This is a genomic window from Polymorphobacter megasporae (genome assembly GCF_018982885.2).
Taxonomy (GTDB): Bacteria; Pseudomonadota; Alphaproteobacteria; order Sphingomonadales; family Sphingomonadaceae; genus Polymorphobacter_B; species Polymorphobacter_B megasporae.
In genome coordinates, this window is record NZ_CP081848.1 from 1,492,012 (window position 1) to 1,515,716 (window position 23,705).

18 protein-coding genes, 1 tRNA gene and 1 pseudogene are annotated in these 23,705 nt (G+C 67.2%); 10 read left to right on the forward strand and 10 right to left on the reverse strand.

Annotation, left to right across the window (positions count from 1 at the left end):
• Position 1 precedes the first annotated feature (1 nt).
• On the forward strand, positions 2-1,069 hold the full coding sequence (locus tag KTC28_RS07050; protein WP_216708253.1) for an alpha/beta fold hydrolase: 1,068 nt from the start codon (positions 2-4) through the stop codon (positions 1,067-1,069).
• A gap of 195 nt (positions 1,070-1,264) precedes the next feature.
• Here the strand turns inward: KTC28_RS07050 and ligD are convergent.
• Both ligD and ku read right to left on the reverse strand, forming a co-directional pair.
• Positions 1,265-3,673, reverse strand: a pseudogene (gene ligD / locus KTC28_RS07055) (DNA ligase D); the annotation flags it as partial.
• 95 nt (positions 3,674-3,768) lie between these two features.
• A complete protein-coding gene (gene ku / locus KTC28_RS07060) occupies positions 3,769-4,653 on the reverse strand; it encodes a non-homologous end joining protein Ku (protein WP_216708254.1) in 885 nt (294 codons plus the stop codon).
• Between the two features lie 152 nt (positions 4,654-4,805).
• On the opposite strand from ku, the gene KTC28_RS07065 reads away from it, so the two are divergent.
• The 3 genes from KTC28_RS07065 to KTC28_RS07075 are packed head-to-tail and all read left to right on the forward strand — an operon-like array spanning position 4,806 to position 6,567.
• Positions 4,806-5,621, forward strand: coding sequence for a diacylglycerol/lipid kinase family protein (locus tag KTC28_RS07065; RefSeq protein WP_216708255.1), 816 nt, complete (start codon positions 4,806-4,808; stop codon positions 5,619-5,621).
• A 25-nt stretch (positions 5,622-5,646) separates the two neighbouring features.
• A complete protein-coding gene (locus KTC28_RS07070; RefSeq protein ID WP_216708256.1) occupies positions 5,647-6,357 on the forward strand; it encodes a metallophosphoesterase family protein in 711 nt (236 codons plus the stop codon).
• A gap of 3 nt (positions 6,358-6,360) precedes the next feature.
• Positions 6,361-6,567, forward strand: coding sequence for a hypervirulence associated TUDOR domain-containing protein (locus tag KTC28_RS07075; protein ID WP_216708257.1), 207 nt, complete (start codon positions 6,361-6,363; stop codon positions 6,565-6,567).
• Between the two features lie 15 nt (positions 6,568-6,582).
• Here the strand turns inward: KTC28_RS07075 and KTC28_RS07080 are convergent, their stop codons facing one another.
• Complete coding sequence (locus tag KTC28_RS07080) at positions 6,583-7,929, reverse strand: TldD/PmbA family protein (RefSeq protein WP_216708258.1); 1,347 nt, start codon at positions 7,927-7,929, stop codon at positions 6,583-6,585.
• Positions 7,930-8,017: 88 nt separating this feature from the next.
• On the opposite strand from KTC28_RS07080, the gene KTC28_RS07085 reads away from it, so the two are divergent.
• Positions 8,018-8,176: a DUF3309 family protein gene (locus KTC28_RS07085; protein WP_216708259.1), complete on the forward strand. Its 159-nt coding sequence runs from the start codon at positions 8,018-8,020 to the stop codon at positions 8,174-8,176.
• Here the strand turns inward: KTC28_RS07085 and KTC28_RS07090 are convergent.
• Positions 8,148-9,416 carry a TCR/Tet family MFS transporter gene (locus tag KTC28_RS07090; protein ID WP_216708260.1) on the reverse strand — a complete coding sequence of 423 codons (1,269 nt, stop codon included), beginning with the start codon at positions 9,414-9,416 and terminating at the stop codon, positions 8,148-8,150. The genes KTC28_RS07085 and KTC28_RS07090 overlap by 29 nt on opposite strands.
• Positions 9,417-9,509: 93 nt before the next feature.
• Here KTC28_RS07090 and KTC28_RS07095 point away from each other — a divergent pair, with 93 nt between their 5' ends.
• Complete coding sequence (locus tag KTC28_RS07095; RefSeq protein ID WP_216708261.1) at positions 9,510-9,725, forward strand: sulfurtransferase TusA family protein; 216 nt, start codon at positions 9,510-9,512, stop codon at positions 9,723-9,725.
• A gap of 36 nt (positions 9,726-9,761) precedes the next feature.
• On the opposite strand, the gene KTC28_RS07100 is transcribed toward KTC28_RS07095, so the two are convergent.
• From KTC28_RS07100 to KTC28_RS07110, 3 genes are all read right to left on the reverse strand, one after another.
• Positions 9,762-10,151: a response regulator gene (locus tag KTC28_RS07100; RefSeq protein WP_216708262.1), complete on the reverse strand. Its 390-nt coding sequence runs from the start codon at positions 10,149-10,151 to the stop codon at positions 9,762-9,764.
• A gap of 94 nt (positions 10,152-10,245) precedes the next feature.
• Positions 10,246-12,723 (reverse strand): ATP-binding protein, encoded by a 2,478-nt coding sequence (locus KTC28_RS07105; protein ID WP_216708263.1) that lies wholly within the window; start codon positions 12,721-12,723, stop codon positions 10,246-10,248.
• Positions 12,701-13,705, reverse strand: a complete 1,005-nt coding sequence (locus tag KTC28_RS07110) for an EAL domain-containing protein (RefSeq protein WP_216708264.1) — start codon at positions 13,703-13,705, stop codon at positions 12,701-12,703. Before KTC28_RS07110 ends, KTC28_RS07105 begins: the two co-directional genes overlap by 23 nt.
• Before the next feature lie 709 nt (positions 13,706-14,414).
• Here KTC28_RS07110 and KTC28_RS07115 point away from each other — a divergent pair.
• Positions 14,415-15,614 carry a CaiB/BaiF CoA transferase family protein gene (locus KTC28_RS07115; protein WP_255602344.1) on the forward strand — a complete coding sequence of 400 codons (1,200 nt, stop codon included), beginning with the start codon at positions 14,415-14,417 and terminating at the stop codon, positions 15,612-15,614.
• Positions 15,615-15,714: 100 nt separating this feature from the next.
• Positions 15,715-19,683, forward strand: a complete 3,969-nt coding sequence (locus tag KTC28_RS07120) for a Pls/PosA family non-ribosomal peptide synthetase (RefSeq protein WP_216708265.1) — start codon at positions 15,715-15,717, stop codon at positions 19,681-19,683.
• Between the two features lie 59 nt (positions 19,684-19,742).
• Here the strand turns inward: KTC28_RS07120 and KTC28_RS07125 are convergent, their stop codons facing one another.
• The 3 genes from KTC28_RS07125 to KTC28_RS07135 form a co-directional block, all read right to left on the reverse strand.
• Entirely contained in the window at positions 19,743-20,102 is a 360-nt protein-coding gene (locus KTC28_RS07125; RefSeq protein ID WP_216708266.1) for a hypothetical protein, read from the reverse strand.
• A gap of 184 nt (positions 20,103-20,286) precedes the next feature.
• A tRNA-Ser gene (locus KTC28_RS07130) sits at positions 20,287-20,378 on the reverse strand.
• Positions 20,379-20,428: 50 nt separating this feature from the next.
• A complete protein-coding gene (locus KTC28_RS07135) occupies positions 20,429-21,730 on the reverse strand; it encodes a UDP-glucose dehydrogenase family protein (RefSeq protein WP_216708267.1) in 1,302 nt (433 codons plus the stop codon).
• A 147-nt stretch (positions 21,731-21,877) separates the two neighbouring features.
• Between KTC28_RS07135 and KTC28_RS07140 the strand changes: the two genes are divergently transcribed.
• Both KTC28_RS07140 and KTC28_RS07145 read left to right on the forward strand, forming a co-directional pair.
• The gene (locus KTC28_RS07140) at positions 21,878-22,543 is read left to right on the forward strand and encodes a DUF1134 domain-containing protein (protein ID WP_216708268.1); all 666 of its coding nucleotides are present in this window, start codon (positions 21,878-21,880) and stop codon (positions 22,541-22,543) included.
• Between the two features lie 69 nt (positions 22,544-22,612).
• Entirely contained in the window at positions 22,613-23,695 is a 1,083-nt protein-coding gene (locus KTC28_RS07145) for an AraC family transcriptional regulator (protein WP_216708269.1), read from the forward strand.
• Positions 23,696-23,705 lie beyond the last annotated feature (10 nt).

The window sequence follows — 23,705 nt, forward strand, 5'->3', positions numbered from 1 at the left end:
CATGGTCCGCATCCTCATCGCCGCGCTCGCCCTATTCCTTACTGGAGGTGTCGCGAGCGCCGCCGCGGTGCCGGTCGAGGGCGACTATGTCGTCCGCGATTTCACCTTCGCGTCGGGGGAGAAGCTGCCCGAGTTGCGGCTGCATTATACGACGCTCGGCACGCCGCGGCGCGATGCGGCCGGGCACGTCACCAACGCGGTGATGGTCCTCCACGGCACCGGCGGGAGCGGCAAGCAGTTCTTCGCGCCGCAGTTCGCCAACGCGCTGTTCGGCCCCGGCCAGCCGCTCGACACGTCGGTCTATTACGTCATCCTTCCCGACGAGATCGGCCACGGCGCGTCGTCGAAGCCGAGCGACGGCCTCCACGCGCGGTTTCCGCATTATGGCTATGCCGACATGGTCGCGGCGGACCATCTGCTGCTGACCAAAGGGCTCGGTGTCGATCGGCTGCGGCTGCTGATGGGCACGTCGATGGGGTGCATGCACACGCTGACGTACGCCGAGGCCTACCCCGGTTTCGCCCGCGCGCTGATGCCGCTGGCGTGTGTTCCGGTGCCGATTTCGGGGGCGAACCGGCAGTGGCGCAAGCTCGCGATCGACGGGATCAAGCTCGATCCGGCGTGGGCCGGGGGCGATTATAAGGTTGAGCCGGAGGCGGGGCTGCGGACGGCGCTGTCGCTGCTCGTCGCGTTCGGCAGCGCGCCGGTGTTGATGCAGCACGACCTGCCGACCGGCGATGCGGTCGACGCCGCGGTGACCGCACGGATGGCGCGCGACATGCCGCTGCGCGATGCCAACGACCTGATCTACCAGCTCGATTCGTCGCGCGACTATGATCCCGGGCCGAAGCTGGCGACGATCGACGTCCCGCTGACATGGGTCAATTCGGGCGACGACCTGATCAACCCGCCCGAGCTGCACCTGGTCGAAGGCGCGATCGGGCGAGTGCCGCAGGGGCGTTTCGTGCTGATCCCCGCGAGCCTCGCGACGCGCGGGCACGGGTCGCATACCTCGGCGGCGCTGTGGAAGGACGAGCTTGTCGCCCTGCTGGCGCGATCGGGCGGTTAGGCGGGCAGTTTCGCCGCTTTCGCCTTCTCCGCCGGGCGCTTCGACTGGGCGAGAACTGCGGCGGGATCGGCGGCGGTGAAGGCGCTCCCCGCGACGGTTTCGCTTAGCTGCGCCCAGGTGATCGGAACCGCGACCCCCGCCCCTTCGGGCGCGGACCGAATACGGCAGGACCGCAGTTGCGCCGCGCTGGTTGCGCAGCCAGTCGACGAAGATGCGGCCCTTGCGCTTGGCCTTGCTCATGTTGGCGACGAAGGCGTCGGGCATCTCGGCCTCGAGCGATTCGGCGAACGCCTTCGCCCATGCCTTGACCGCGGGCCATTCGGCGTCGGGGATCAGTGGCGCGACGACATGGACGCCCTTGCCGCCGGTGAGCATCGGGAAGCTTGCCAGCCCTTTCGACTTCAGCCGGTCGCGGATCAGAACGGCGGCGGTGCGGACGACGGCGAAGTCGAGCCCCTCGTCGGGATCGAGGTCGATCACCAGCCGGTCGGGGCGCTCGATATCGGCGACGCGGCTGCCCCAGCCGTGGAACTCGATCGTCCCCATCTGGACGCAGTTGAGCAGCCCCTCGGGGTTGTCGACGTAGAGGTACGGCTCGGTCTTGCCGTCGGATTCGGCGATGTCGACGTGGTGGACGTCGTCGGAGAACATGCCGCTGTCGTGCTTCTGGAAGAAACACGCCTTCGCGCGTCCCTGCGGGCAGCGGACGAGGCTGATCGGGCGTCCGCCGAGTTCCTTGAGCATGACGTCGGCGACGACCGCATAATAGTCGACGAGCGCGCCCTTGGTCATGCCGAGGTCGGGAAAGACGATGCGGTCGGGGCTGGTGACGCGGACGCCGTGGCGGTCGGGGGCGGGTGCGGCGGCCGGGGCGGCGCGAACCGGGTCCGAATCCTTTGCGGGGGCTTCGAGAACGACATCCGCCGCCTTCTTGTCGCTGCGCAGCCCGAGGAAGCTGGCGTGGCGGACGTGGCCGTCGGCGGTGAACTCGGCGAAGGCAATCTCGGCGACGAGCTCGGGCCGGACGAAATTCGCGCCGCGCTTGGCGATCGCAGGTAGCTTTCCGGCGAAGGGCGACTTGTCGGTGGCGAGCATGGCGAGCTTCGCCGTGACGTCTTCGAGCGTGCGGTCGTCGAAGCCGGTGCCGACGCGCCCGGCGTAGCGCAGCCCCCCGTCCTCCTGGACCCCGAGGAGCAGCGAGGCGAAGCCGCGCCCGTTCTCCGACTTCGACCAGCCGCCGATGACGAATTCCTGGCGGTGGGTGCATTTCGACTTGAGCCACGACCCCGACCGGCCGGGGCGAGACTTGCCGTCGGCGCGCTTCGACACGACGCCTTCGTAGCCCGCCGCACACAACGCCGAGAACATCGCCTCGCCGCCGCCGCGGACGTGCTCGGAATAATGCAGCGGCGCGGGGGCGTCGGCGAGGAGGGGCGCGAGCTTCGCCTTGCGCTCGATGAGCGGCAGACCTGCGAGATCCTCGCCGTCGAGTTCGAGGAGGTCGAAGGCGAAATACAGTAGCGGGCCATTGTCCTTGAGCGCCGCCTGGAGTGTCGAGAAATTCGGCTTGCCGGCGGCGTCGAGCGCCACGATCTCGCCGTCGATCAGCGCCGACGCGCACGGCAGCGTTGCGCACGCCACCGGCACCGCGCCGAATTTCGCGGTCCAGTCGAGCCCGCTGCGCGAATAGGCGATCGCCGTGCCGCCGCCGACCGCAACGAGGGCGCGATAGCCGTCGTATTTCGTCTCGTGGAGCCAGTCGTTGCCGGTCGGCGGGGTGTCGACGAGGGTGGCAAGCTGGGGTTCGCGGAAGGGGGGCGGTTTGAGGGTAGGGAATTTGCCCGACTTCGGCTTGCTCCCATCGCCTTCGAACTTTCTGTCATCCCCGCGAACGCGGGGACCCAATGTCGAAACATCGGGACCTTGGGTCCCCGCTTTCGCGGGGATGACAGTCGATTTTTTGCGGGCCTTCGCGGTGGTCGTTTTCACGGGCGGCTCACCCGCCGCAATCGCCTCCATCGTCCGCCCCGTCTCCACGCTCGTATCGAAGTCGAGCTCGGCCCCCGTCGCAAACTCATCTGCGATCTTGCCGAGCAGCCAGTTCTCCGCCTTGCCCTCGGGCTTGAGGCGGATTAGCACCCATTCGCCCTTCATCCGCTCGCCGGTCAGGGTGAAATGGAGCTTGCCCTTCGCCATCCCCTCGCGCGGGTCGATCTCGTTGGTCCACGTCCCGCGGTCCCACAGCATGACCGTGCCGCCGCCGTATTCGCCCTTGGGGATAGTCCCCTCGAAGGTCGCGTAGCTCAGCGGGTGGTCCTCGGTGCGGACTGCGAGGCGCTTGACCGACGGATCGCCGCTCGGTGGCTTGGTCACCGCCCATGACAGCAGGACACCGTCGAGTTCGAGACGAAAGTCCCAGTGCATCCGCGACGCCGCGTGGCGCTGGACCATGAAGCTGTCGCCGGTCGCGCGCCCGGGGGTGCCCGCGGGTTCGGCGGTCTTCGCGAAGTCGCGCTTGCTGTTGTATTTAGCGAGAGCATCAGCGGGGGTGGGCATGGTGTGATCCCGATCTCTGCCGTCATCCCCGCGAAGGCGGGGACCCATCACCACGGACGGTTGGGGTGATGGGTCCCCGCCTTCGCGGGAATGACGTTATAAAAATGAGCAGTCGCGCACTTTGATCGTGGCAACCCAGAGGGTCACGCGCGCTTCCTTGCGAGAGCCTTGGCCTCCGGCTCGGCCTTCGCTGCCGCCTTCGCCTTGCGCGGTGCAACCTTCGGCGAAGCCGCCGCCGGGGCCGCGCCGCCCCTCTCGATCGACGCCTTCAACGCCGCCATCAGGTCGATCACGTTCGATGCCTTGGGCGCAGGCTCATTATTCTCGACATCGGCGACCTTCTTGCCGCGCTTCTCGTCGATCAGCGCGCGCAGCGCATCCTCGTAGCGATCATGGAACTTGCCCGGATCGAACTTCGCGGTGCGCTTGTCGATCAGCGCGGTCGCCAACTCCATCAGTTCAGGCGTCGCAGCGTCGTCGGGGATTGAGCGGAAGAAGCCGCTCGCCTTGTTGACCTCCTCCTCGTAGCGCAGAGTCTCGAGGATCATCCCGCGCCCGCACGGCTTGAGACTGATCAGATACTCGTGGCCGCGCATCGCCAATTGGCCGAGCCCCACCTTCTTTGCCGCCTTGAGTGCATCGCGGATGACGCAGAACGCTTCCTCGGCGAGCTCGTCCTTGGGCACGCAAAAATACGGTTTCTCGAAATAGATCGGGTCGATCTCGGCGGCGTCGACGAACTGGGTCAGTTCGAGCGTCTTCTTCGACTCGAGCTTGACCCCCTCGATCTCGTCGTCGGACAGGATGACGTACTTGCCCTTCTCGACCTCGAATCCCTTGACGATCTCGTCGGGGTCGACGGTGCCGAGCCCGGGGACGGTCTTCTCGTACTTGATCCGCTTGCCGCTCGGCTCATGGATCTGGTTGAGCGCGATCGTCCCAGCGCTCCGTGTCGCCGAATAGAGTTCGATCGGGATCGAGACGAGCGCGAGGCGCAATTGTCCCGACCAATAGGCGCGCGCGGCCATGTCGTCTCTCCATTGTCGCCGGATCAACTTATGCGTGCGCGAGTCGTTCCGCCGCCGATTCGGGAACCGCGACGACGATGGGGCGCTAGGGAGGCGCGCGCTCTCGCGCTAGGACGCTAAGGGAGGCGCGCGGCCGCGCGCTGGGGGGACGCATGAAGACACTCTGGCTCGTCCTCAATACCGCAAGCGGATCGACGAGCGACGCGATCGTCGGCGAGTTCGAGCAGGCGTGTGGCGACTATGTCATCGCCGGGCGCACCGCATTTCCGGCCGAAACGCTGCCCGATGCGACGGTGCTCGACGCCGCCGGGGTCGATACGCTCGTCGTTTTCGGCGGCGACGGCACGATTAATGCGGCGACGTGCAACGTCGAGGACTGGGACGGGACCGCGCTTATCCTGCCCGGGGGAACGATGAACGGGCTGGCGAAGCAGCTCCACGGCGACATCGGCTGGGCCGAAGTCCTCAAGCGCGCGCCGAACGGGCACGCGATCCACGTCCCTGTCGCAATCTGCGGCCAGCATCGGGCCATGGTCGGGGTCATCCTCGGCCCGGCGTCGTCGTGGTTCCACGCGCGCGAATATGTCCGCAGCGGCGCGTGGTCGAAGGTGACCCGCGCATTGCGTTACGCCGCGCGCAAGACCTTCGCGCGGACGATCCGCGTCGTCGGGGAAGGGCCCAATGCAGGGCGGCACCGTGCGGTGATCGTCACCCCGCGCGACCATGATCTCGAAATCGCCGCGGTCAGCACCGACAGCTGGTTCATCGCTGCGCGGCTCGGCTGGTCGTGGCTGCTCGGCGACTGGCGCGATGCCGATGGCGTCACCGTCACCTATGCGCCGTCGGTCGACCTCGCCTCGTCGCGGCAGGTGTCGGTGCTGTTCGATGGCGAGCCCGCGAAGCTGCGCGCGCCGGTCCATGTCGAGCACGCGGTGACCCGCCTCACGTTCATCGCGACCAAGGCATGACGACCCAAGGCCGAGGGCCGATTTCATGACGCGCTTGTTCCACGTCTCCGACCTGCATTTCGGGACCGAGGACCGCGACGCGCTGGCGTGGTTTGCCGCCGCCGTCGCCGCCGAGCAGCCCGACGCGGTGATCATGACCGGCGACCTCACGGCCGCTGCGCGCCGCCGCGAATTCACCGCCGCGTGCGAGTGGCTGGTCGCGCTCAAGGTGCCGGTGACGGTCGAGCTCGGCAATCACGACATGCCGCTGTTCAACCTGTGGGAGCGCTTCACCGATCCGACCAAGCGCTTCGACCGGCTTGAACGCACCGTCGAGCGGCCGCTGGTGCTGCCGGGCGTGTCGATCGTGCCGCTGCGGACCGCAACGCGCGCCCAGCTCCGGCGCAACTGGGCCGAGGGGATCGTCCGGCCGCATCGCCTCGCCGAGACGCTCGCGCTGCTGGCGAAGGCGCCGCCTGAAAACTTGAAGATTGTCGCCGGGCACCATCCGCTCGGCGGGCTCGGGAGCCGCCATCGGACGCGCGGCGGGCGGCGGGCGCTGGCGGCGTTGGCGGCAAGGGGGGTCGACGCCGTGCTCAGCGGCCATACCCACGAGCCGTTCGACATCGTCGTCGACGGCGTGCGGCTGATCGGCGCGGGGACGTTGTCCGAACGCATCCGCGTCTCGCCGCCGTCGTTCAACGAACTGACGATCGACGCCGGATCAATCGGCGTCGTGGCCCGCGTGATGGAGTGAGCGATGGCGGACTTGAAGAAGGGTGATAAGGTCGAGTGGGATTCGAGCGGCGGCCACTCGGTCGGCAAGGTGGTCAAGAAGGTCACTACCCCGACGAAGATCAAGGGCCACAAGGTCGCCGCGTCGAAGGACAACCCCGAATATATCGTCAAGTCCGACAAGGGCGGCGAGGCGGCGCACAAACCGGAAGCGTTGAAGAAGGCGAAGTAGGCCGGGTCCCGGCCGTCAGCCCCCCGCGAGCGTCATCCCGTCGATACGGATCGTCGGGACGTTCGTCGCGTGGCGGAAGACGAGGTCGTCGGCGGGGGTCAGGTTGCGGAACATGTCCTTGAGATTGCCCGCGATCGTCACCTCGGCGACCGGCATTGTCAGCTCGCCGTCCTCGATCAGATAACCGCTCGCGCCGCGGCTATAGTCGCCGGTCAGGCCGTTGACGCCCATGCCGATCAGCTCGGTGACGTAGAAGCCGTGCTTGATGCCCTTGAGCAGGTCGGCGCGGCTCGTCGTCCCCGCGACCATATGGAGGTTCGACGGCCCCGCTCCCGGGGGGCCCGACACGCCCCGCGCGGCGTGGCCGGTCGGCTCGAGGCCAAGCTGGCGCGCGCTCGCCGAATCCATCAGCCAACCGGTCAGCCGCCCGGCGTCGATGATCGACCGCGCCGTCGTCGCCAGACCCTCGCCGTCGAACGGGCGCGAGCGCAGGCCGCGGATGCGGTGCGGTTCGTCGCGGATCGTCACGCCGGGGGCGAATATCTCGGCGCCGAGGCTGTCGCGCAGGAAACTTGTCCCGCGTGCGATCGACGAGCCGGTGATCGACCCGACGAGATGCCCGAGCAGCGACGAGCCGACGCGCGGATCGAACACGATCGTGATCGCCTGCGTGTCGAGCTTCGACGGATTGACCCGTCGCGTCGCGCGCTCGCCCGCCTCGCGGCCGATGACGGCGGCGGCGTCAAGGTCGGCGAAGTGGCGGACGCTGTGATAGGCGTAATCGCGCTGCATCGCCTGGCCCTCGCCGGCGATGACGCTCGCCGACACGCCGTAGCTCGTGCCGCGATAGCCGCGGGCGAAACCGGTCGACGTCACCAGCGCCATCACCGCGCGACCGGCACTGCCGCCGCCGCCTTCGGAGTTGGTCACGCCGGCGACGCTGCGCGCGGCGTCCTCGGCCTCGATCGCGAGCGCCTTGAGAAGTTCGGCCGGGGGGTCGCCGCCGTCATCGAGATCGAGCGCCGGGGGATCGTCGCGCATCAGCCGGTCGGCCGGGGCGAGGCCGGCGTATTCGTCTTCGGGGGCCTCGCGCGCCATCGCGACCGCACGGTCGACGACCGCGGTCATCGCCGCGATCGACAGGTCCGACGTCGACACGCTCGCCGATCGCCGCCCGACGAAGACGCGCAGGCCGACCTCCTCACCTTCGGAGCGACCGATATCCTCGAGGGCGCCGAGGCGGACGCTGACCGAGGTCGAGGCGTCGCCAACATAGACCGCATCGGCGGCGTCGGCCCCGGCGGCCTTGGCGGCGGCAAGGGCATGGGTCAGGCGATCGATCGCCGCATCGACTTTAAGCATAGTCGCGACTTAGGGACGGTGACCGGGCGACGCAACCGTTACGGAGGCGGGGCGTTGAGTCCCAACCATAGATACAGGGAGCAAAAATATGGGCATCGGCACGATCCTTCTTATCGTCCTCATCCTCCTCCTGATCGGCTCTTTGCCGAGCTGGGGTTATTCGAGCGGCTGGGGCTACGGCCCGTCGGGCGGGCTCGGCCTGATCGTCGTCATCGTCGTCATTCTGGTGCTGATGGGTCGGATCTAGTCCCGATCGCACGTTCGAACAGGAAGAACGTGCCGCAGGCGAGCAGCGCCGCGAGCACGAACGCCGCCCCCGGCAGATGGACCGGGGCGGCGGGGCTCGAGAAATAGGCGAAGGCCTGCGTCATCACTGGCGGCCCGACGATCGCCGCGAGGCTGACGAGGCTCGACACCGCGCCCTGCAACTCCCCCTGCGAATCGCGCCCGACCTCCTGCGACATCAGAGACTGGAGCGACGGGTAGACCAAGCCGCCGAGCGTTCCGACCGCGATTCCGGCGTACATCATCCAGCCCTCAATCGCACTGGCGTAGATCACATAGCTCGCGATCGCGCTCATTACCGCCCACGGTATCAACCGCTTCTCGCCAAAGCGCGGGATCAGCACACGGGTCAGCACCGCCTGCGCGATGATCGCCGAGACGCCGACCGCCGCAAGCGACCAGCCAACCTGCTTCACGCTCCAGCCGAACCGCGCGAGGGTGAAGTAATTCCACGTCGATTGGAGCGAAATCTGCGCGAAGCTCCATAGGAAGGTCGCGGAGGCGAGGGTCAGGACGATCGGGCGCAGCGCGCGTAACCGGACGAGCGATCCCCAGACATTCGCGCGACGCCAGTCGAAGGCGCGCCGGTCGGCCTTGGCGAGCGACTCGGGCAGCGCGAAATACCCATAAGCGACGTTGACCAGCGCGAGACCCGCCGCGACGAAGAACGGCGTCCGCGCGCCGTACACCGCAAGCAATCCGCCGATTGCCGGTCCGATGATGAATCCCGCGCCGAACGCAAAGCCGAGCAGCCCAAAGTCCTGCGTCCGGCGCTCAGGCGGGGTGACGTCGGCGATATAGGCATAGGCGCTGTTGAACGACGCGCCGGTGATGCCCGCAATGATTCGACCGGCGAACAGCCACGCCAGTGTCGGCGCGAACCCGGTCAGCAGATAGTCGAGGCCGAACGCGGTCAATGACGCGAGGAGGATTGGTCGCCGGCCGTATTTATCCGACAGGCCGCCGAGCACCGGCCCCGACACGAACTGCATCGCCGAATACGCCAGCATCAGATAGCCGCCGATGCGCGCCGCCTCGCCGATTTCGACCCGCGCCAATGACATGATCAGCTCCGGCAGCACCGGCATGATGATGCCGAAGCCGATCACGTCGATCAGGATGGTGACGAAGATGAAGGCGAGTGCGTGGGGGTGGCGTGATGGAGCGGTGGTGGGGTCCGGGGCGGGGAGTGAACTGGTCATCGGCGGCAGCATTAGCGCAACCAGATAGCCGGGTCGCGCGTCGTCTCGTGGCGCTGCTCCCGTCCTCCGCTCGTGTCATGCTATAGAAGATCGATGACCGGCCCGACCCTGATCGACGCGCGCGGGCTTCGCTGCCCATGGCCGGTGCTAAGGCTGGCGCGGGCGTTGCGCGATGGCGCGTCCGTCGAACTGCTGAGCGACGACCCGGCGGCGGCAGGCGAGGTTGCGGCGTTCGCGGCCGAGCGCGGGCTGAAGATCGTTGCCAGCGAAAGCGCGGAAGGAAGCATGCGGTTCGTCGTCGGTGGCTGAGGTCGGCTTAGGCCTGGAGGTGAGGCCTTACAGGCGTTAGACCATCATCGACCCATCGGAGCGCGCGGCGATGACGCGACCGATCGCGTCGAACAGTTCCTCCATCGCGACCGGCTTGAGCAGGAGCTCATCGGCACCGTGCGCGAGGCACTGCGCGCGCAAATTATCGGCGGCGTCGGCGGTGATGACGATGATCGGCAGCAACGCCTTGGCGTCGTGACGCTGGCGGATCAGTCCGATCGCTTCAAATCCATCCATGCCGGGCATCCGCAAGTCCATCAGGATGGCATCGAAATCCATCCCGTCGATCATCCGCAGGCCCTTCTCGGCGCTGTCGGCTTCGTCCATGCCAACACCCGCAACCATGAGCATATCGCGCACGACGCGTCGATTCAGGGCATCGTCCTCGATCGCCAGTACCTGCATCGATACCTCATGCGGACTCACCGATGTCCGTCCGTCAATCCATCGCTAGTTCACTCGGGTCCAAAAAACCATGCTGAACAATAAATGACCGGGATTAGCATGACACGAGTGCCGCTTGGGGCAAAGCGGCGAGGGCGTCGCGGAGCCCGTCGATGCTGACCGGCTTGACGATGACCGCGCCGGCCCCATGACTGTAAAGGGCTTCGGCGGATGCCGCCATTCCCGCCGGGACGAGCACCGCGACTGCGACCGGCAGCGCCGCGAGCCGAGCGACCACGCCGGTCAAATCGTCGCTTTCGAGACCCTCGGCATCGATCAGGACGATGTCTGGCTGGTCGTGCCCGGTGCGCTCGATCGCCTCGGCGACATCGCAGGCGCTGCATCGGTCGAAGTGCGGATCGAGCCGGGTTCGCAGCATGCTTCGCGCGATCGGGTTGGGGCCGACGATCAATAATTCGGGTCGCGCACGGCTGGCGCGGTCGGCGACCTGCGGCACGACCGGCACGGCCGCGACGGCGATCGTATAGGGAATCCGCAATTTGAAGACCGACCCTTCGCCGAGAACACTGTCGACGACGATGTTGCCGCCGAGCGCGCGGGCGAGATGGCGCGAGATAGCGAGCCCGAGCCCGGTCCCGCCGAAGCGCCGGGTGGTGCTCGTGTCGAGCTGGCGGAAGGGTTCGAAAATCGTTTCGAAGGCCTCGGCGGGGATGCCGACACCGGTGTCGCGAAACGCGATCTCGACCTGTTCGGTGCCATCGACCGTTATCGGCGCGGCGGTGATGCGGACCGACCCCTCGGTGGTGAATTTTACCGCGTTCGACAGCAGGTTGAAGGTGATCTGGCGCAGCCGGACGACGTCGGTGACGATCGGCACGAGGGTCTTGTCGATGACGAGATCGAGGGTGATCCCCTTGTCGAGCGCTTCGACGCGCCACAGTGCGACGAGGTCCGGCAGCACGACGGCGACATCGACCGTGCCCGATTCGATCGCCAGCGCCCCTGAATCCATCTTGGCGAAGTCGAGAATGTCGTCGACCAGCGTGCGCATTGCCTGCCCCGCCGAATGAACCAGCCCAAGCCGCTCGCGAGTCCCGCCGGTGACGGTCCGGTCGGCGAGCATGACCTGGGTCATGCCGAGGATACCGTTGAGCGGGGTGCGGATTTCGTGGCTCGTCGTCGCGAGGAACTGCGACTTGGCCAGGAGCGCCTCGGCGAGTTCGGAGTTGGTCTGCTCGAGCTGGCGGTTTGCCGCCAGGATCTCGTTGCGGCTGCGACGAAGCGCCTTGAGGTAGATGATCAGAAATAGCGCGGCGCCGGCGACGAGAACGAGCAGGCCCGCAAGCAGCAAGGTCCGTTGCCGCGCCTCGAGCCGCGCCAGCGTCACCGCCGCCTCGAGCTTCTCCGTCTTGTACGTGGCGATCTTGGCATTCTGGTTCACGAAATCGAAGCGCGCGGCGATCAGCGACGAGCTCGTCGAGGTGGCGAGGGTCCGCCCGGCTTCGTCGAGCGTGCGGAACGATTCGAGGTGGTCGAGCGCGCGCTGATAATCTCCCGTCAGCTTGTATGCGCGATATGCGGTCAGGTGGATCGGGCGGTAAGTCTGATCGGTCGTCGTGTTCTCGGCGTTGGCAAAGGCCGACTCGATCGCACGGACGGCAGCGTCGGGATTTCCCTCCGCGAGTTCGAGCCGCGCCTGCGCGCCGAGCAGTGAGGGCCGCTCGGCACTCGCCTTAGGATCGGTCGTCAACGTGAGCCCCTGCCGGATCGTCAGCCGGGCGGCCGCAAACTTCCTGTCGATGATTTGCAGGTCGGCGATATTGTTCAGGATACGAGCACTCAGAAGCGGACTTCCCAGTTGCTGCGCGAGGCCGAGCGCGTGTTTATATTCCTGCATCGCCGAATCCGGCCGGCCGGTCTGGGCGTAGGCGTTCGCCATATTATTGCTGGCGGACAGACCGAGCGTCGGATCGCTCGGGTAAACTTCGCGCGCCTGCCGGTAGTAATAAAGGACGCGATTGAAGTCCTGCGCGTCCTGATAGATCGAGCCAATGCTCTGCAGCGCTTTCGCCTCGTTACGCGCATCGCCAAGTTTGGCGAACATGCCATAGGCCTGCTGGAGGTCGATCAGCCCGGCCTGGGGCCGCCCCTGCTCGACCGCGATCCTCGCCCGCGTCAGCAGCAGGTCGGCCTGCAGCTTCGAACCCGGCGCGATACGCTCGACGGTGTGCAAGGCGACCACGATCCGCGCCTGAGCTGTCGAGACGTCGTTGGTTCGAAACGCGGCTTCGCCTTCGAGCCATTGCGAGGTCGCGAAGGCAATGTCGCGCGCATCGCCCGGCGGCCATCCGACCGCGATCTTGCCGGCATCCTCCGCCAGGCGCGCAGCGCGAACCGGATCGCCGAGCATCGCCGCCCGGGTCTGGACGATGGCGGCATCGAACGCTTTGTGATCGATGGGGGCGGCCGTTCGCGGCGTCGATGCGGCGGCCGGCGCCGACAGCGCGACGGCAAGTGCCAGGCCAACCGCGCAGATGCTGCGTGTAAAGCTAATCCGTCGCGGTTGCGCCATCTGCGACTGCTCCCGGTGGGTTGTCGCGCTCGGACCGGATCCAGAACGCTTTTGCCGGCGTGAGCGAGGTGTCGGTGTTGGTCAGCCGTGTTAGGTGCGCGGTGTCGCGAAGAAATGTCTCGAGCTGCGCGATCCTGAGCGCGGGGCTGATGAAAAAGCCTTGGGCGACGTCGCAGCCCATGACGCGGAGCAAGGCGAGGGTCGCATGGCTTTCGACGCCTTCGGCGACGACCCGCATGCCGAGCGCGTGGGCAAGGTCGATCGTCGACCTGACGATCAGCGGGTCGCGGTTGCTCTTGGTCATGCCGCTGACGAACAGCTTGTCGATCTTCAATTCGTCGGCTGGCAATTCCTTCAAATACGCGAGCGATGAATGGCCCGAGCCATAGTCGTCGATCGAGAGGCGAATGCCCGACGCCGCGAGCAGGTGGAAATTGACGAGCGCCGCCGCGGGATGATCGATGAATGCTGTCTCGGTTATCTCGAAACCGATCACGCCCGGGGCCGATTTCACCATCGCGCACACGTCGGCGACGAAGACGTCGTTACTGAGCGACTTTCCCGACATGTTGACGTGGAAGCGAAGCTCGATGCCTTGCTTGAGCAGGCGTTTCTGGTCGGAAATCGCCTGTCGCAGCACCCATAAGGTCAGACTGTTGATCTGACCCGACTCCTCGGCGATCGTGATGACACTGCCGCGATCGACCTCACCGAGATTGGGGTGTTGCCACCGGATAAGCGCCTCGACACCGTCGTAGATCCCGCGGCGCAGGCAGAGCTTGGGCTGGTAGACGAGATAGATTTCGCCGCTCTCCAGCGCGCAGTCGAGTTCGCTGCGCAGAAGCCGCGCATAATCGCGGGCGCGCCGCCGCCGTATCCGCTCGGCCGGGTCGGTGCGGGCATTGGCGGGGTTCGAGAAACGGGCAAACGTCTGACCGACCGCAGCGGCGATTTTGGTATAGAGGCGAAGAGCGTCGGTCACGCTGCAGCCTAGCGCTAAACCGGCTCGCTATCGACAGCTTTTATCAGGTCGCGAATCAGCATAGGGCAGAAATCAGTCTCCCGTCTGTGCGGTTCGACCCGGTAGCAGTGCTTTTCAGCCGCTCGCCCCGCCAAAAATGACGCGCAACTCCTTAACAGACTATTTACGAAGGTTTATAAGTGTTTATAGTTAAAGGGATTTTCGCGTCTTCAGAGAAAAATCGGTATTAATGGAAAAAAACCACTAACTTTTGGACGTGGCCTCTTGCGCGTCAAGAGAAAATATGGTCAACAGAATATAGACTGCAACGACGCCAACTGTGGAGTTCGAATTATGGGTATCCTGCTCGGTATTATCTCTACCTTTTTCCGCGACATCCCGCCCTGGGCGCAGTAAGACGCGGATAGTCTATTCGAGAAGACTTCGTCAGAAGTCGCTCGTATTGACGAAGACATAGTTCCGCTGTCGGCTCTTGGTCGACGGCGGAGTTTGTTTGTTGGGGCGTTGGCCTTCTACATCGGGTCCGGCTGAATCCCCTTGCGATCTTGATTCGATCTGGTCGATGGCGGTAACGATTGCCCGCAATCATATTTCCAGGGTGCGACGATCTCTTTCATCAGACTGGCTGCCAGCTTGATTACCGACGCTGGGAGCTACACGGGTGGCTCGAATTAGTCCGGTACCGATCCGAGTTCTTGACGGCGTCCGCGTGCTTGATCTCTCACGCGTGCTCGCCGGGCCGTGGTGCACCCAGATCCTGGCCGACTTTGGTGCCGACGTTCTCAAAATAGAATTGCCCGGTCGCGGTGACGATACCCGCGCGTGGGGCCCGCCGTTCGTCGGGGCGCCCGACGATCCCGACGCGCTCGGCGAGAGCGCGTATTACCTGTCGTGCAACCGCAACAAGCGCTCGGCCGCGATCGACATCGCGCATGCCGAAGGGCGCGCCTTGCTGCTTCGCCTCGCGGCCGAGGCCGATATCGTCGTCGAGAACTTCAAGGTCGGCGGGCTGGCGAAATACGGCCTCGACTACCCCGCACTCGCGGCGATCAATCCACGGCTGGTCTATTGCTCAATCACCGGTTTCGGCCAGACCGGGCCGTACGCCGATCGCGCGGGCTATGATTTCGTCGCGCAGGCGATGGGCGGGTTCATGAGCATCACCGGCGAAGCCGATGGCCCGCCACTGCGCGCCGGGGTCGCGTCGTGCGATCTCGCCACCGGCATGTACGCGACGGTCAGCATCATGATGGCGCTGCGCCATGCCGAGGCGACCGGGGTCGGCCAGCATATCGACGTCGCGCTGCTCGATACGCAGATCGCGATGCTCGCCAACCAGTCGCTCAACTGGCTCGCGGGCGGTGTCACTCCCGGCCGTATGGGCAACCGCCACCCGACGATCGTACCGTACACGACCTTCGACGCCGCCGACGGGACGATCGTCATTGCGGTCGGCAACGACGGGCAGTTCCGCGCCCTGTGCGCCGAACTCGGCATCGCCGACCTCGGGACCGACCCGCGCTTTGCCACCAGCCGCGCCCGCCTCGCCAACCGCGATGCGATCGAGGCCGAAGTCCAGGCGCGTGTCGGCGTCTTCGACGCTGCCGCATTGATCGAGCGCCTGTCGGCGCGCGGCGTCCCCGCCGGGCCGGTCAACTCGATCCCGCAGGTCTTCGCCGATCCCGTCATCGCCGCACGCGGAACGGTCCACAATTTCGAGCGCGACGACGGCGTCGTCATCCCCTCGGTCGCGTTTCCCGGCAAGCTGTCGGCGACCCCCGCCGACTATCGCGCTCCGCCGCCGTTCCTCGGGCAACACACGCGTGAGGCGTTGTCCGACTGGCTCACGATCGACGACGCGGCGCTCGACAGCCTCATCGCGGCAGGGGTCATCGCGCAGCACGATTGATACGCAGCGCACTCCGGCGACACCGCAGACCCTAGCCGATCGCGCCGCCACGACGTAAAGCCAGCCAATTCTCCGCGCAGCTGGACCGATCCGAAGCCCCATGCACCCGATCGAACCGGCATCGCCGCCGTACCCCCAGCCGCCGTACGCGCGCGACGAACTGCTTCACGAGATTTTCGCTGCGACCGCAGCGCGTTCGCCCGATGCGACCGCGCTGCGCCTCGCCGATCCCGATGTCGCGAGTGGACGGCGCAGCACGCTCACCTACGCCGATCTGGGCCGCCGGGCAGCGCAGGTCGCGCACTTCCTCCGTGACCGCGGCGTCGCGCGCGGCGACCGCGTCGTTCTCTGCCTGCCGCGCGGCCTCGATCAGTTTGCCGCGATCCTCGGCGTCCTCCAGGCGGGTGCCGCCTATGTCCCGGTCGACTGGGGCTTTCCCGCCGAACGGATCGACTTCATCGCCGCCGACGCTGCGGCCAAGCTGATCCTGACGACGGTCGAACGCCTCCACGACTTCGCCCACCCGCAGGTGGTGCCGCTCGACGACCGCCTCGGCGAAATCGCGACCGGCGAGGCGTGGCACTTCACGCGAAGCTCGACCGCCAACACTCCCGACGACCTCGCCTATATCATCTACACCTCGGGGACGACCGGGCGGCCCAAGGGCGTCGCGATCCGCCACCGTAACATCGCGCATCTGGTCCGCTCGGAAAGCGCGATCCTCGGCTTGACCCCCGCCGACGTCGTTTTCCAAGGCTTCAGCCTCGCCTTCGATATGTCGCTCGAGGAGATGTGGCCCGCCTTCCTCGCCGGGGCCGAGCTCGTCGTCTCGAGCGAAGCGCTGGCGAAAAGCGGCCCCGAAGTCGCCGTCGCGATCGCCCGCGAAGGCGTCACCGTCTGGCATTGCGTGCCGTCGCTCCTCGCGGTCGTCGATACGCCGCTGCCGCACGTCCGCCTGATCAACCTCGGCGGCGAGGCGTGTCCGCCCGATCTCGCGCGGCGCTGGGCGCGCGACGGGCTGCGGCTGCTCAACACCTATGGCCCGACCGAGACGTCGGTGACTGCGACGTGGGCCGAGTTGAGTGTGACTGCGCCGGTCACGATCGGCACGCCGCTGCCCGGCTACCGTGCATGGGTCGTTGGCGAGGACCTCATCGCGGTGCCGCCGGGAACCCCGGGCGAACTCGTTATCGGCGGTCCGGGGGTCGGGGAGGGCTATGTCGGCCTCGCCGAGCAGACCGCCGCCAAATTCGTTACGCTGACGCTCGACGCCGACGCCGGTCCTGAACTCGTCTACCGATCGGGCGACCTCGTCACCGTCGGCGCCGATGGAAACATCGCCTTTGCCGGGCGGATCGATACGCAGGTCAAGATCCGCGGCTACCGCGTCGAGCTCGGCGAGATCGAGGCCGCGATCGGCGACGACCCCGCCGTCGCCGCGGCGGTCTGCGCGCTCCACGCCGCCGATGGCATCGAAACGCTCGTCGCGTACGTCGTCGCGCGTCCTGGCGCGACGATCGACACAACGCGGATTGCGACGGCGCTCAAGAACCGCCTGCCGTCGTACATGCGCCCCGGCCTGTACGAGCCGCTCGACCGGCTGCCGCTGCTCGTGTCGGGCAAGGTCGACCGCAAGGCACTCCCTGCGCCGGTCGCGCGCGCGGCGCCAACCTCGATCGAGGCCCCCGCGACCGCTCTCGAAACCGAACTCCACCGCGCATGGAGCGAGATCTTCGCGCCGCTGCCGGTCTCGGTGACCGCCGATTTCTTCGAAGACCTCGGCGGCCATTCGTTGCGCGCGGCGCGGGCGGTATCGCGCGCGCGCCAGCTGCCGGGGCTCGCCGAGCTGTCGATCAACGACCTGTACGCTGCGCCGACGATCCGCGCACTGGCGACGCGACTGGCGGCGCGCGGGGTCTCGGCCGGGGCGACGATGACGACGGCGTTCGCGCCGGTGCCGCAATTGCGCTTTGTGCTCTGCACGATCGCGCAGACGCTCGCGCTGCCGCTGATCTACGCCTTCGCCGGGTTGCAGTGGCTGCTGCCGTATCTGGCCTATGTCTATTGGGCGTCGAACGGCCTGACGCGCGCGCAGGCGGCGGCAGCAGGAGCCGCGGCGTTCATCGCGCTGCCGCCGATCCTGTTACTGATCTCGGTCGCGTGCAAATGGCTCGTCCTCGGGCGGACCAAGGCGGGTGAGTATCCGCTGTGGGGCCTTTATTACTTCCGCTGGTGGTTCGTCCGCCGCGTCCTCGAGACCGTCGCCTCGCAGTATCTCGCGGGCACCCCCGCCTTTGCATCCTACTATCGGTTGCTCGGAGCGAAGGTCGGGCGCGACGCGCTGCTGCTGTGCGATTTCATCGACACCGCCGACCTTGCGACGATCGGCGATGATGCCTCGCTCGATTCGGGATCGATGCTCGCGACGAGCGCGGTCGAGGGCGGACTGCTCAAGCTCGGCCCGGTCGTGGTCGGCGCGCGCGCGACGATCGGCGCGATGGCGGTGGTCGGGCGCGGCGCGCACGTCGGCGACGGCGCGATGCTCGACGGACTGTCGGCGCTGCCGACCGCTGGGATCATTCCGGCGGGCGAGCGCTGGTCGGGATCGCCTGCCGAGTTCGCCGGCAAGCACGCCGCCGACCTGCCGCCGCGCGCGAGTGCTGTCCGCCGCCACGTCACCGCCTTCGCCTTGCTCGTCGCCGCCGGCCTGTTGCCGATCGCGGCATTGATCCCGATCGCCCCCGGCCTGATCGCGATGATCGAGGTCGACTGGTCGACTGAGGGGTATAGCTTCGTCGCCTTCTCGCCGCTGCTCGCGACCGCCTATGTCATCCTGATGTGCGCGCTGATGGCGGCGGTGAAGTGGGCCCTGCTCGGCCGCGTCCGCCCGGGTGTCCACGCCGTGACGAGCGGCTTCTACCTGCGCTTCTGGATCGTCCGCCAGCTCGGCGCGCTCGCGCTCGAACTGCTCCACCCGATCTATGCGACCTTGTTCGTCCGCCCGTGGTTCCGGCTTATGGGCGCGAACGTCGGCCGCCGCGCCGAGATTTCGACCGCGACCTCGGTGGTCCACGATCTGGTCACGATCGGCCCCGAAAGCTTCATCGCCGACGGCGTCGTCCTCGGTGCGGCGCAGGCCGAGCCGGGGCGCATCCGCCTTGCCGCGACGATAGTCGGGCGGCGGACCTTCGTCGGCAACAGCGCGCTGATTCCTGCCGGGAGCATCCTCGGCGACGACTCGCTGATCGGCGTGCTGTCGCGCCCGCCCGAGGAGCCTGCGCTCGCCGCGACGCCGGGGGCGACGTGGTTCGGCTCGCCGCCGCTGCGGCTGCCGGCGCGGCAGGTCGCGACGATGTTCGACGAAGGCGCGCGCTTCAATCCGCCGAAGCGACTGGTCGCGGCGCGACTGACGATGGAGACGCTGCGGACGATCCTGCCGCTGTCGATCTTCATCTCCTTGCTCAGCCTCCTGCTCAGCGTCGTCGGCGACCTTGCCGACATGCCGCACCCCGCCGAGGCGATTGCGATCTGGTTCGCGCCGCTGTATTTCGCCTTCGTCCTCGTCGCCGGACTTGCGGTCGTCGCGCTCAAGTGGATCGTCGTCGGTGAATATCGCGCGACGACCAAGCCGCTGTGGAGCTGGTTCGTCTGGCGGACCGAACTCGTCACCGCGACGTACGAGAACCTCGCGGTCAATCTCCTCCTCGCACCGTTGCGCGGAACCCCGTGGCTGGCGGCGTATTTCCGCTTGATGGGGGCGAAGATCGGCCGCCGCGTCTATCTCGACACCACCGACATGACCGAGTTTGACTTGATCGAGATCGGCGACGACGCGGCCTTGAACGATGCCGCCGGGCTCCAAACGCATTTGTTCGAGGACCGCGTGATGAAAGTGTCGGCGGTCCGCATCGGTGCCCGCGCGACGGTCGGGTCGCTCGCGATCGTCCTGTACGACGCCGTGGTCGACGACGGCGCCGAACTCGGCGACCTGTCGGTCCTGATGAAGGGCGAATCACTCGCTCCCGGCACGGCGTGGGAAGGATCGCCCGCCCGGCCCGCCGCGCGGTGATCGGCTGGCGGCTGGCGGATGTCGGCGGCGACGTCGGCAGCTTCACCGGCCCGGTGGCGCTACTTCTGCCAGAGGCCGAGGTCGCAGGCCTCGCCCCGTTGACGACCGCGCAGCTCGCCGACGCGGCGCATGGGGGGGCCCCGAGCGTCCTCCGCCGTCAGCTCCTCGGGGCGCTGGCGCAGCGGGTGCTCGGGATCGATGCGCGTGATGTGCGCCTGCTGTGCGGCGCGGATGGACGTCGGTTCCTGAATGAGCCGACGGTGTTCGCCAGCGTCGCGTGGCGCCCTGGCTGGATCGCAGCGGCGATCGCCCCGACGCCGATCGGGATCGACGTCGAACTCGTCGCCGAGGCTGAGGCCGCCCGCGACATCGCTCTCGCCGGGTTCGACGCGAACCCCGCCGACCTCGCAGCTTGGCACGGACCTGCCGGAATCTGGGCGGCAAAGGAGGCCGCGCTCAAGGCGAACGGCCGTGACCTGACGTCACCGCCGCAGCGCTGGATTTTCAACGCCATGACCCTCGCCGCAGGCGAGTCCGCGCCGCTGGCGATCACGCTCGAGCGGCACAATCCGGTCGTGGTCGCGCTTGCTGTTGGGATTCGACTGGCGGAGTCGGAGGGATTCGAACCCTCGGTACCGGTTACCCAGTACGGCAGTTTAGCAAACTGCTGGTTTCAGCCGCTCACCCACGACTCCGCGAAGCGACGGGCTATACCGAAGCGTTATACGCTCTGCAATGTGCGGATTTACCGGCCGACGCTGGTGTAGGCGATCCCGCGGCGCGCCATCTCGTCGGGGCGGTAGACATTGCGCAGGTCGACGAGCACCGGGTGCGCCATCGCCTTGCCCAGCCGGTCGATGTCGAGCCCGCGGAATGCGTCCCATTCGGTCATCAGCACGGTCGCATCCGCCCCGGCGACGCAGTCGTACGGGTCGGTCGCATAATCGACTTCGGTCAGCACGAGCTTCGCCTGCTCGACGCCCTCGGGGTCGAACGCGCGGATCTTTGCGCCGGCGTCCTGAAGCGCCTGGACCACCGCGATCGCGGGTGAATCGCGCATGTCGTCGGTGTTCGGCTTGAAGGTCAGGCCGAGGATCGCGATCGTCTTGCCGCGGACGCTGCCGTCGCACGCGGCGACGACCTTGCGCGCCATCGCCCGCTTGCGCTGGTCGTTGACCGCCGCGACGGTCTCGACGATCCGCACCGGCGTGCCGAAGTCCTGCGCGGTCTTGATCAGCGCGAGCGTGTCCTTGGGGAAGCACGACCCGCCATAGCCCGGGCCGGCGTGGAGGAATTTCGAGCCGATCCGGTTGTCGAGGCCGATGCCGCGCGCGACGTCTTGGACGTTCGCGCCGACCGCCTCGCACAGGTCGGCGATCTCGTTGATGAAGGTGATCTTGGTCGCGAGAAAGGCGTTTGCGGCGTATTTGATCAGCTCGGCGGTGCGCCGCGCGGTGAACAGTAGCGGCGATGAGTTGATGAACAGCGGGCGATATATCTCGGTCATCACCGCGCGCGCCGCCGCGTCTTCGGTGCCAACGACGACGCGATCGGGGAATTTGAAGTCGCGGATCGCCGCGCCCTCGCGAAGGAATTCGGGGTTCGACACGACGGCGAAACGCGCGTCGGGATTGGCCTCGTGGAGAACGCGCTCGACCTCGTCGCCGGTGCCGACAGGGACGGTCGACTTGGTCACGATGACGGTGTCGCCGGTGCACGCCCGCGCGATTTCCTTCGCTGCGGCAAAGACATAGCTGAGGTCGGCATGGCCGTCGCCGCGGCGCGACGGGGTCCCGACGGCAATGAACACCGCCTCGGCGTTGGCGACCCCGGCGGCGAGATCGGTGGTGAAGGTCAGGCGGCCGGCGCGGGCGTTGCCGGTGACCAGCTCGGCGAGGCCAGGTTCGAAGATCGGCATGACCCCGGCACGGAGCCGCTCGATCTTCGACGGATCATTGTCGACGCAGACGACATCATGGCCGAAATCGGCAAAGCACGCTCCTGAGACGAGGCCGACATAGCCCGCGCCGATCATCGTTATCCGCATGTCTGCTCCCGTCCGCTGCTGCACTGCGGTAGCAGCGGTGCCGGGCGTTGGGAAGGCGCGCCCAGACGAGCGCGGGCATTCTGGACTTTGGCGGAGCCGCGCGGCAAGGATGCACGGGGGCGTCGATCGTCGAGCGGGAGTAAATCGATGCGGATCACGCTGGCCCTGGCGGCAATTCTATGTGCGGTGCCGGCATTGGCGCAGGAGCAACCGCCGGCCACGCCCGACGCAGCGCTTGTGCCGCAGACCGAAACGCCCCAGCCTCCGAGCGCCCAGTCTGTGCATCCCGCGACACCGCCGGTCGACCCTGGCTTCGCGCATCCGCCCGCCGACACTTATGAGGAGGGCGATGTCATCGCCGCTGCCGAGGGCGCGTTCGGCAAGGGTGCGGAAGGCGCGGCGAAGCTGATCGAAAAGGCGTTCAAGGACCTCGGCCGCCCCAACGGCTATATCGTCGGGCGCGAGGCGTCGGGGGCGTTCTTCATCGGGCTGCGCTACGGCTCGGGGACGCTGTATTCGAAGGTCGAGGGCGAGCAGCCGGTCCACTGGACCGGGCCGTCGGTCGGCTTCGACGTCGGCGGCGACGGCGACCGCGTCTTTACGCTGATCTACCACCTCGACGACACCAACGACCTGTTCCGCCGCTACCCCGCGGCGGAGGGCAAAGCGTATCTGATCGGCGGCTTCACCGCGACGTACAACCAGCGCGACAACGTCATCCTCGTGCCGATCAAGCTCGGCGTCGGCTGGCGGCTCGGGGTCAATGCGGGGTGGGTCAACTACACGCGGTCGAGCCGACTGCTGCCGTTCTAGGCGGCCATCACACGCGCTTGACCTTCCGCCCCTGGAAGGGTCGATGGTCGCGTGACCGGCGTCGGACCCATGAGCATCGTCCTCGGCCTGTTCGAAGGTCAGATGCTGCTGCTGGCGGCCGCCATCCTCGTGCGGCACGTCCGCCGGGCCGATCGCACGCTCGGCGCCTTGCTCGTCGTCCTGTGCGGGATGCTGACGCCGTTCGCGATCGGCTATGCCGGATTTTACGATCGCTGGCCGTGGCTGTCGTTTGCGCCGTTCGCGGTTCCGCTGGCGATGGGTCCGTTGCTGTACGCGCATCTCAACGCGTTGGTTCTCGACCGCCCGATCTCGCGGTGGCACGCGGCGCTGCCGGTCGTCCAGTTCGCGTATCAGGCGGCGGTGTTCTGCCTGCCGCTCGATCTGCGCGGCGTGTTCGATCGCGAGATCCAGCGCCCGTGGCTCGATCCGCTGCTTGCGGTGCTGCTGCTCGGCTCGATGATCGGCTATGCCGTCGCCGGGTGGCGGCTGGTCAAGCGTCACCGCGCATGGTTGCGCGCGCGGCGGACCGATCTGGCCGCGGCTGACCGCGTTCGCGGGGTACTGGTCGCGTTTGCGGTCATCGTCGCGCTGCGGACGGCGTACACGATCGTGGATACGTTCATCGTGCCGCTGTCGTATTTCGACATGTTCGGCTTCTACGTCGCGCTCGCGCTGATCGGGAATTACCTCGCGATCGAGGGCTGGCGGCAGTCGGGCGCGCGCCTGCAGCCGATCGTCGAGCCGCCACCGCGCGATTGGCCGGGCATCGCGCGCGACTGGGTCGGGCGAATCGAAGAGCACAAATGGTGGCGCGATCCCGGCCTCGATCTGGCGGGACTGGCGCGCCGCCTCGGCACCAACACCGCGTATCTGTCGCGCGGGTTGAACGAGGGTCTCGGGGTCGGGTTCGCCGACGCGATCAACCGGCTGCGGGTCGACCATGCCGCCGAGCGGCTGCGCGGCTCGAGCGACGACGACATCCTGGCGATCGCGCTCGACGCCGGGTTCGGCTCGAAGGCGACCTTCAACCGGGTCTTCAAGGAGCGCTTCGGCATGACGCCATCGGCATACCGGCGCGTCTCAAACAGCAAAAACGATGTCGGCGACCCGGATTTGCAGCGCACGGCCTGACCAACTTCGT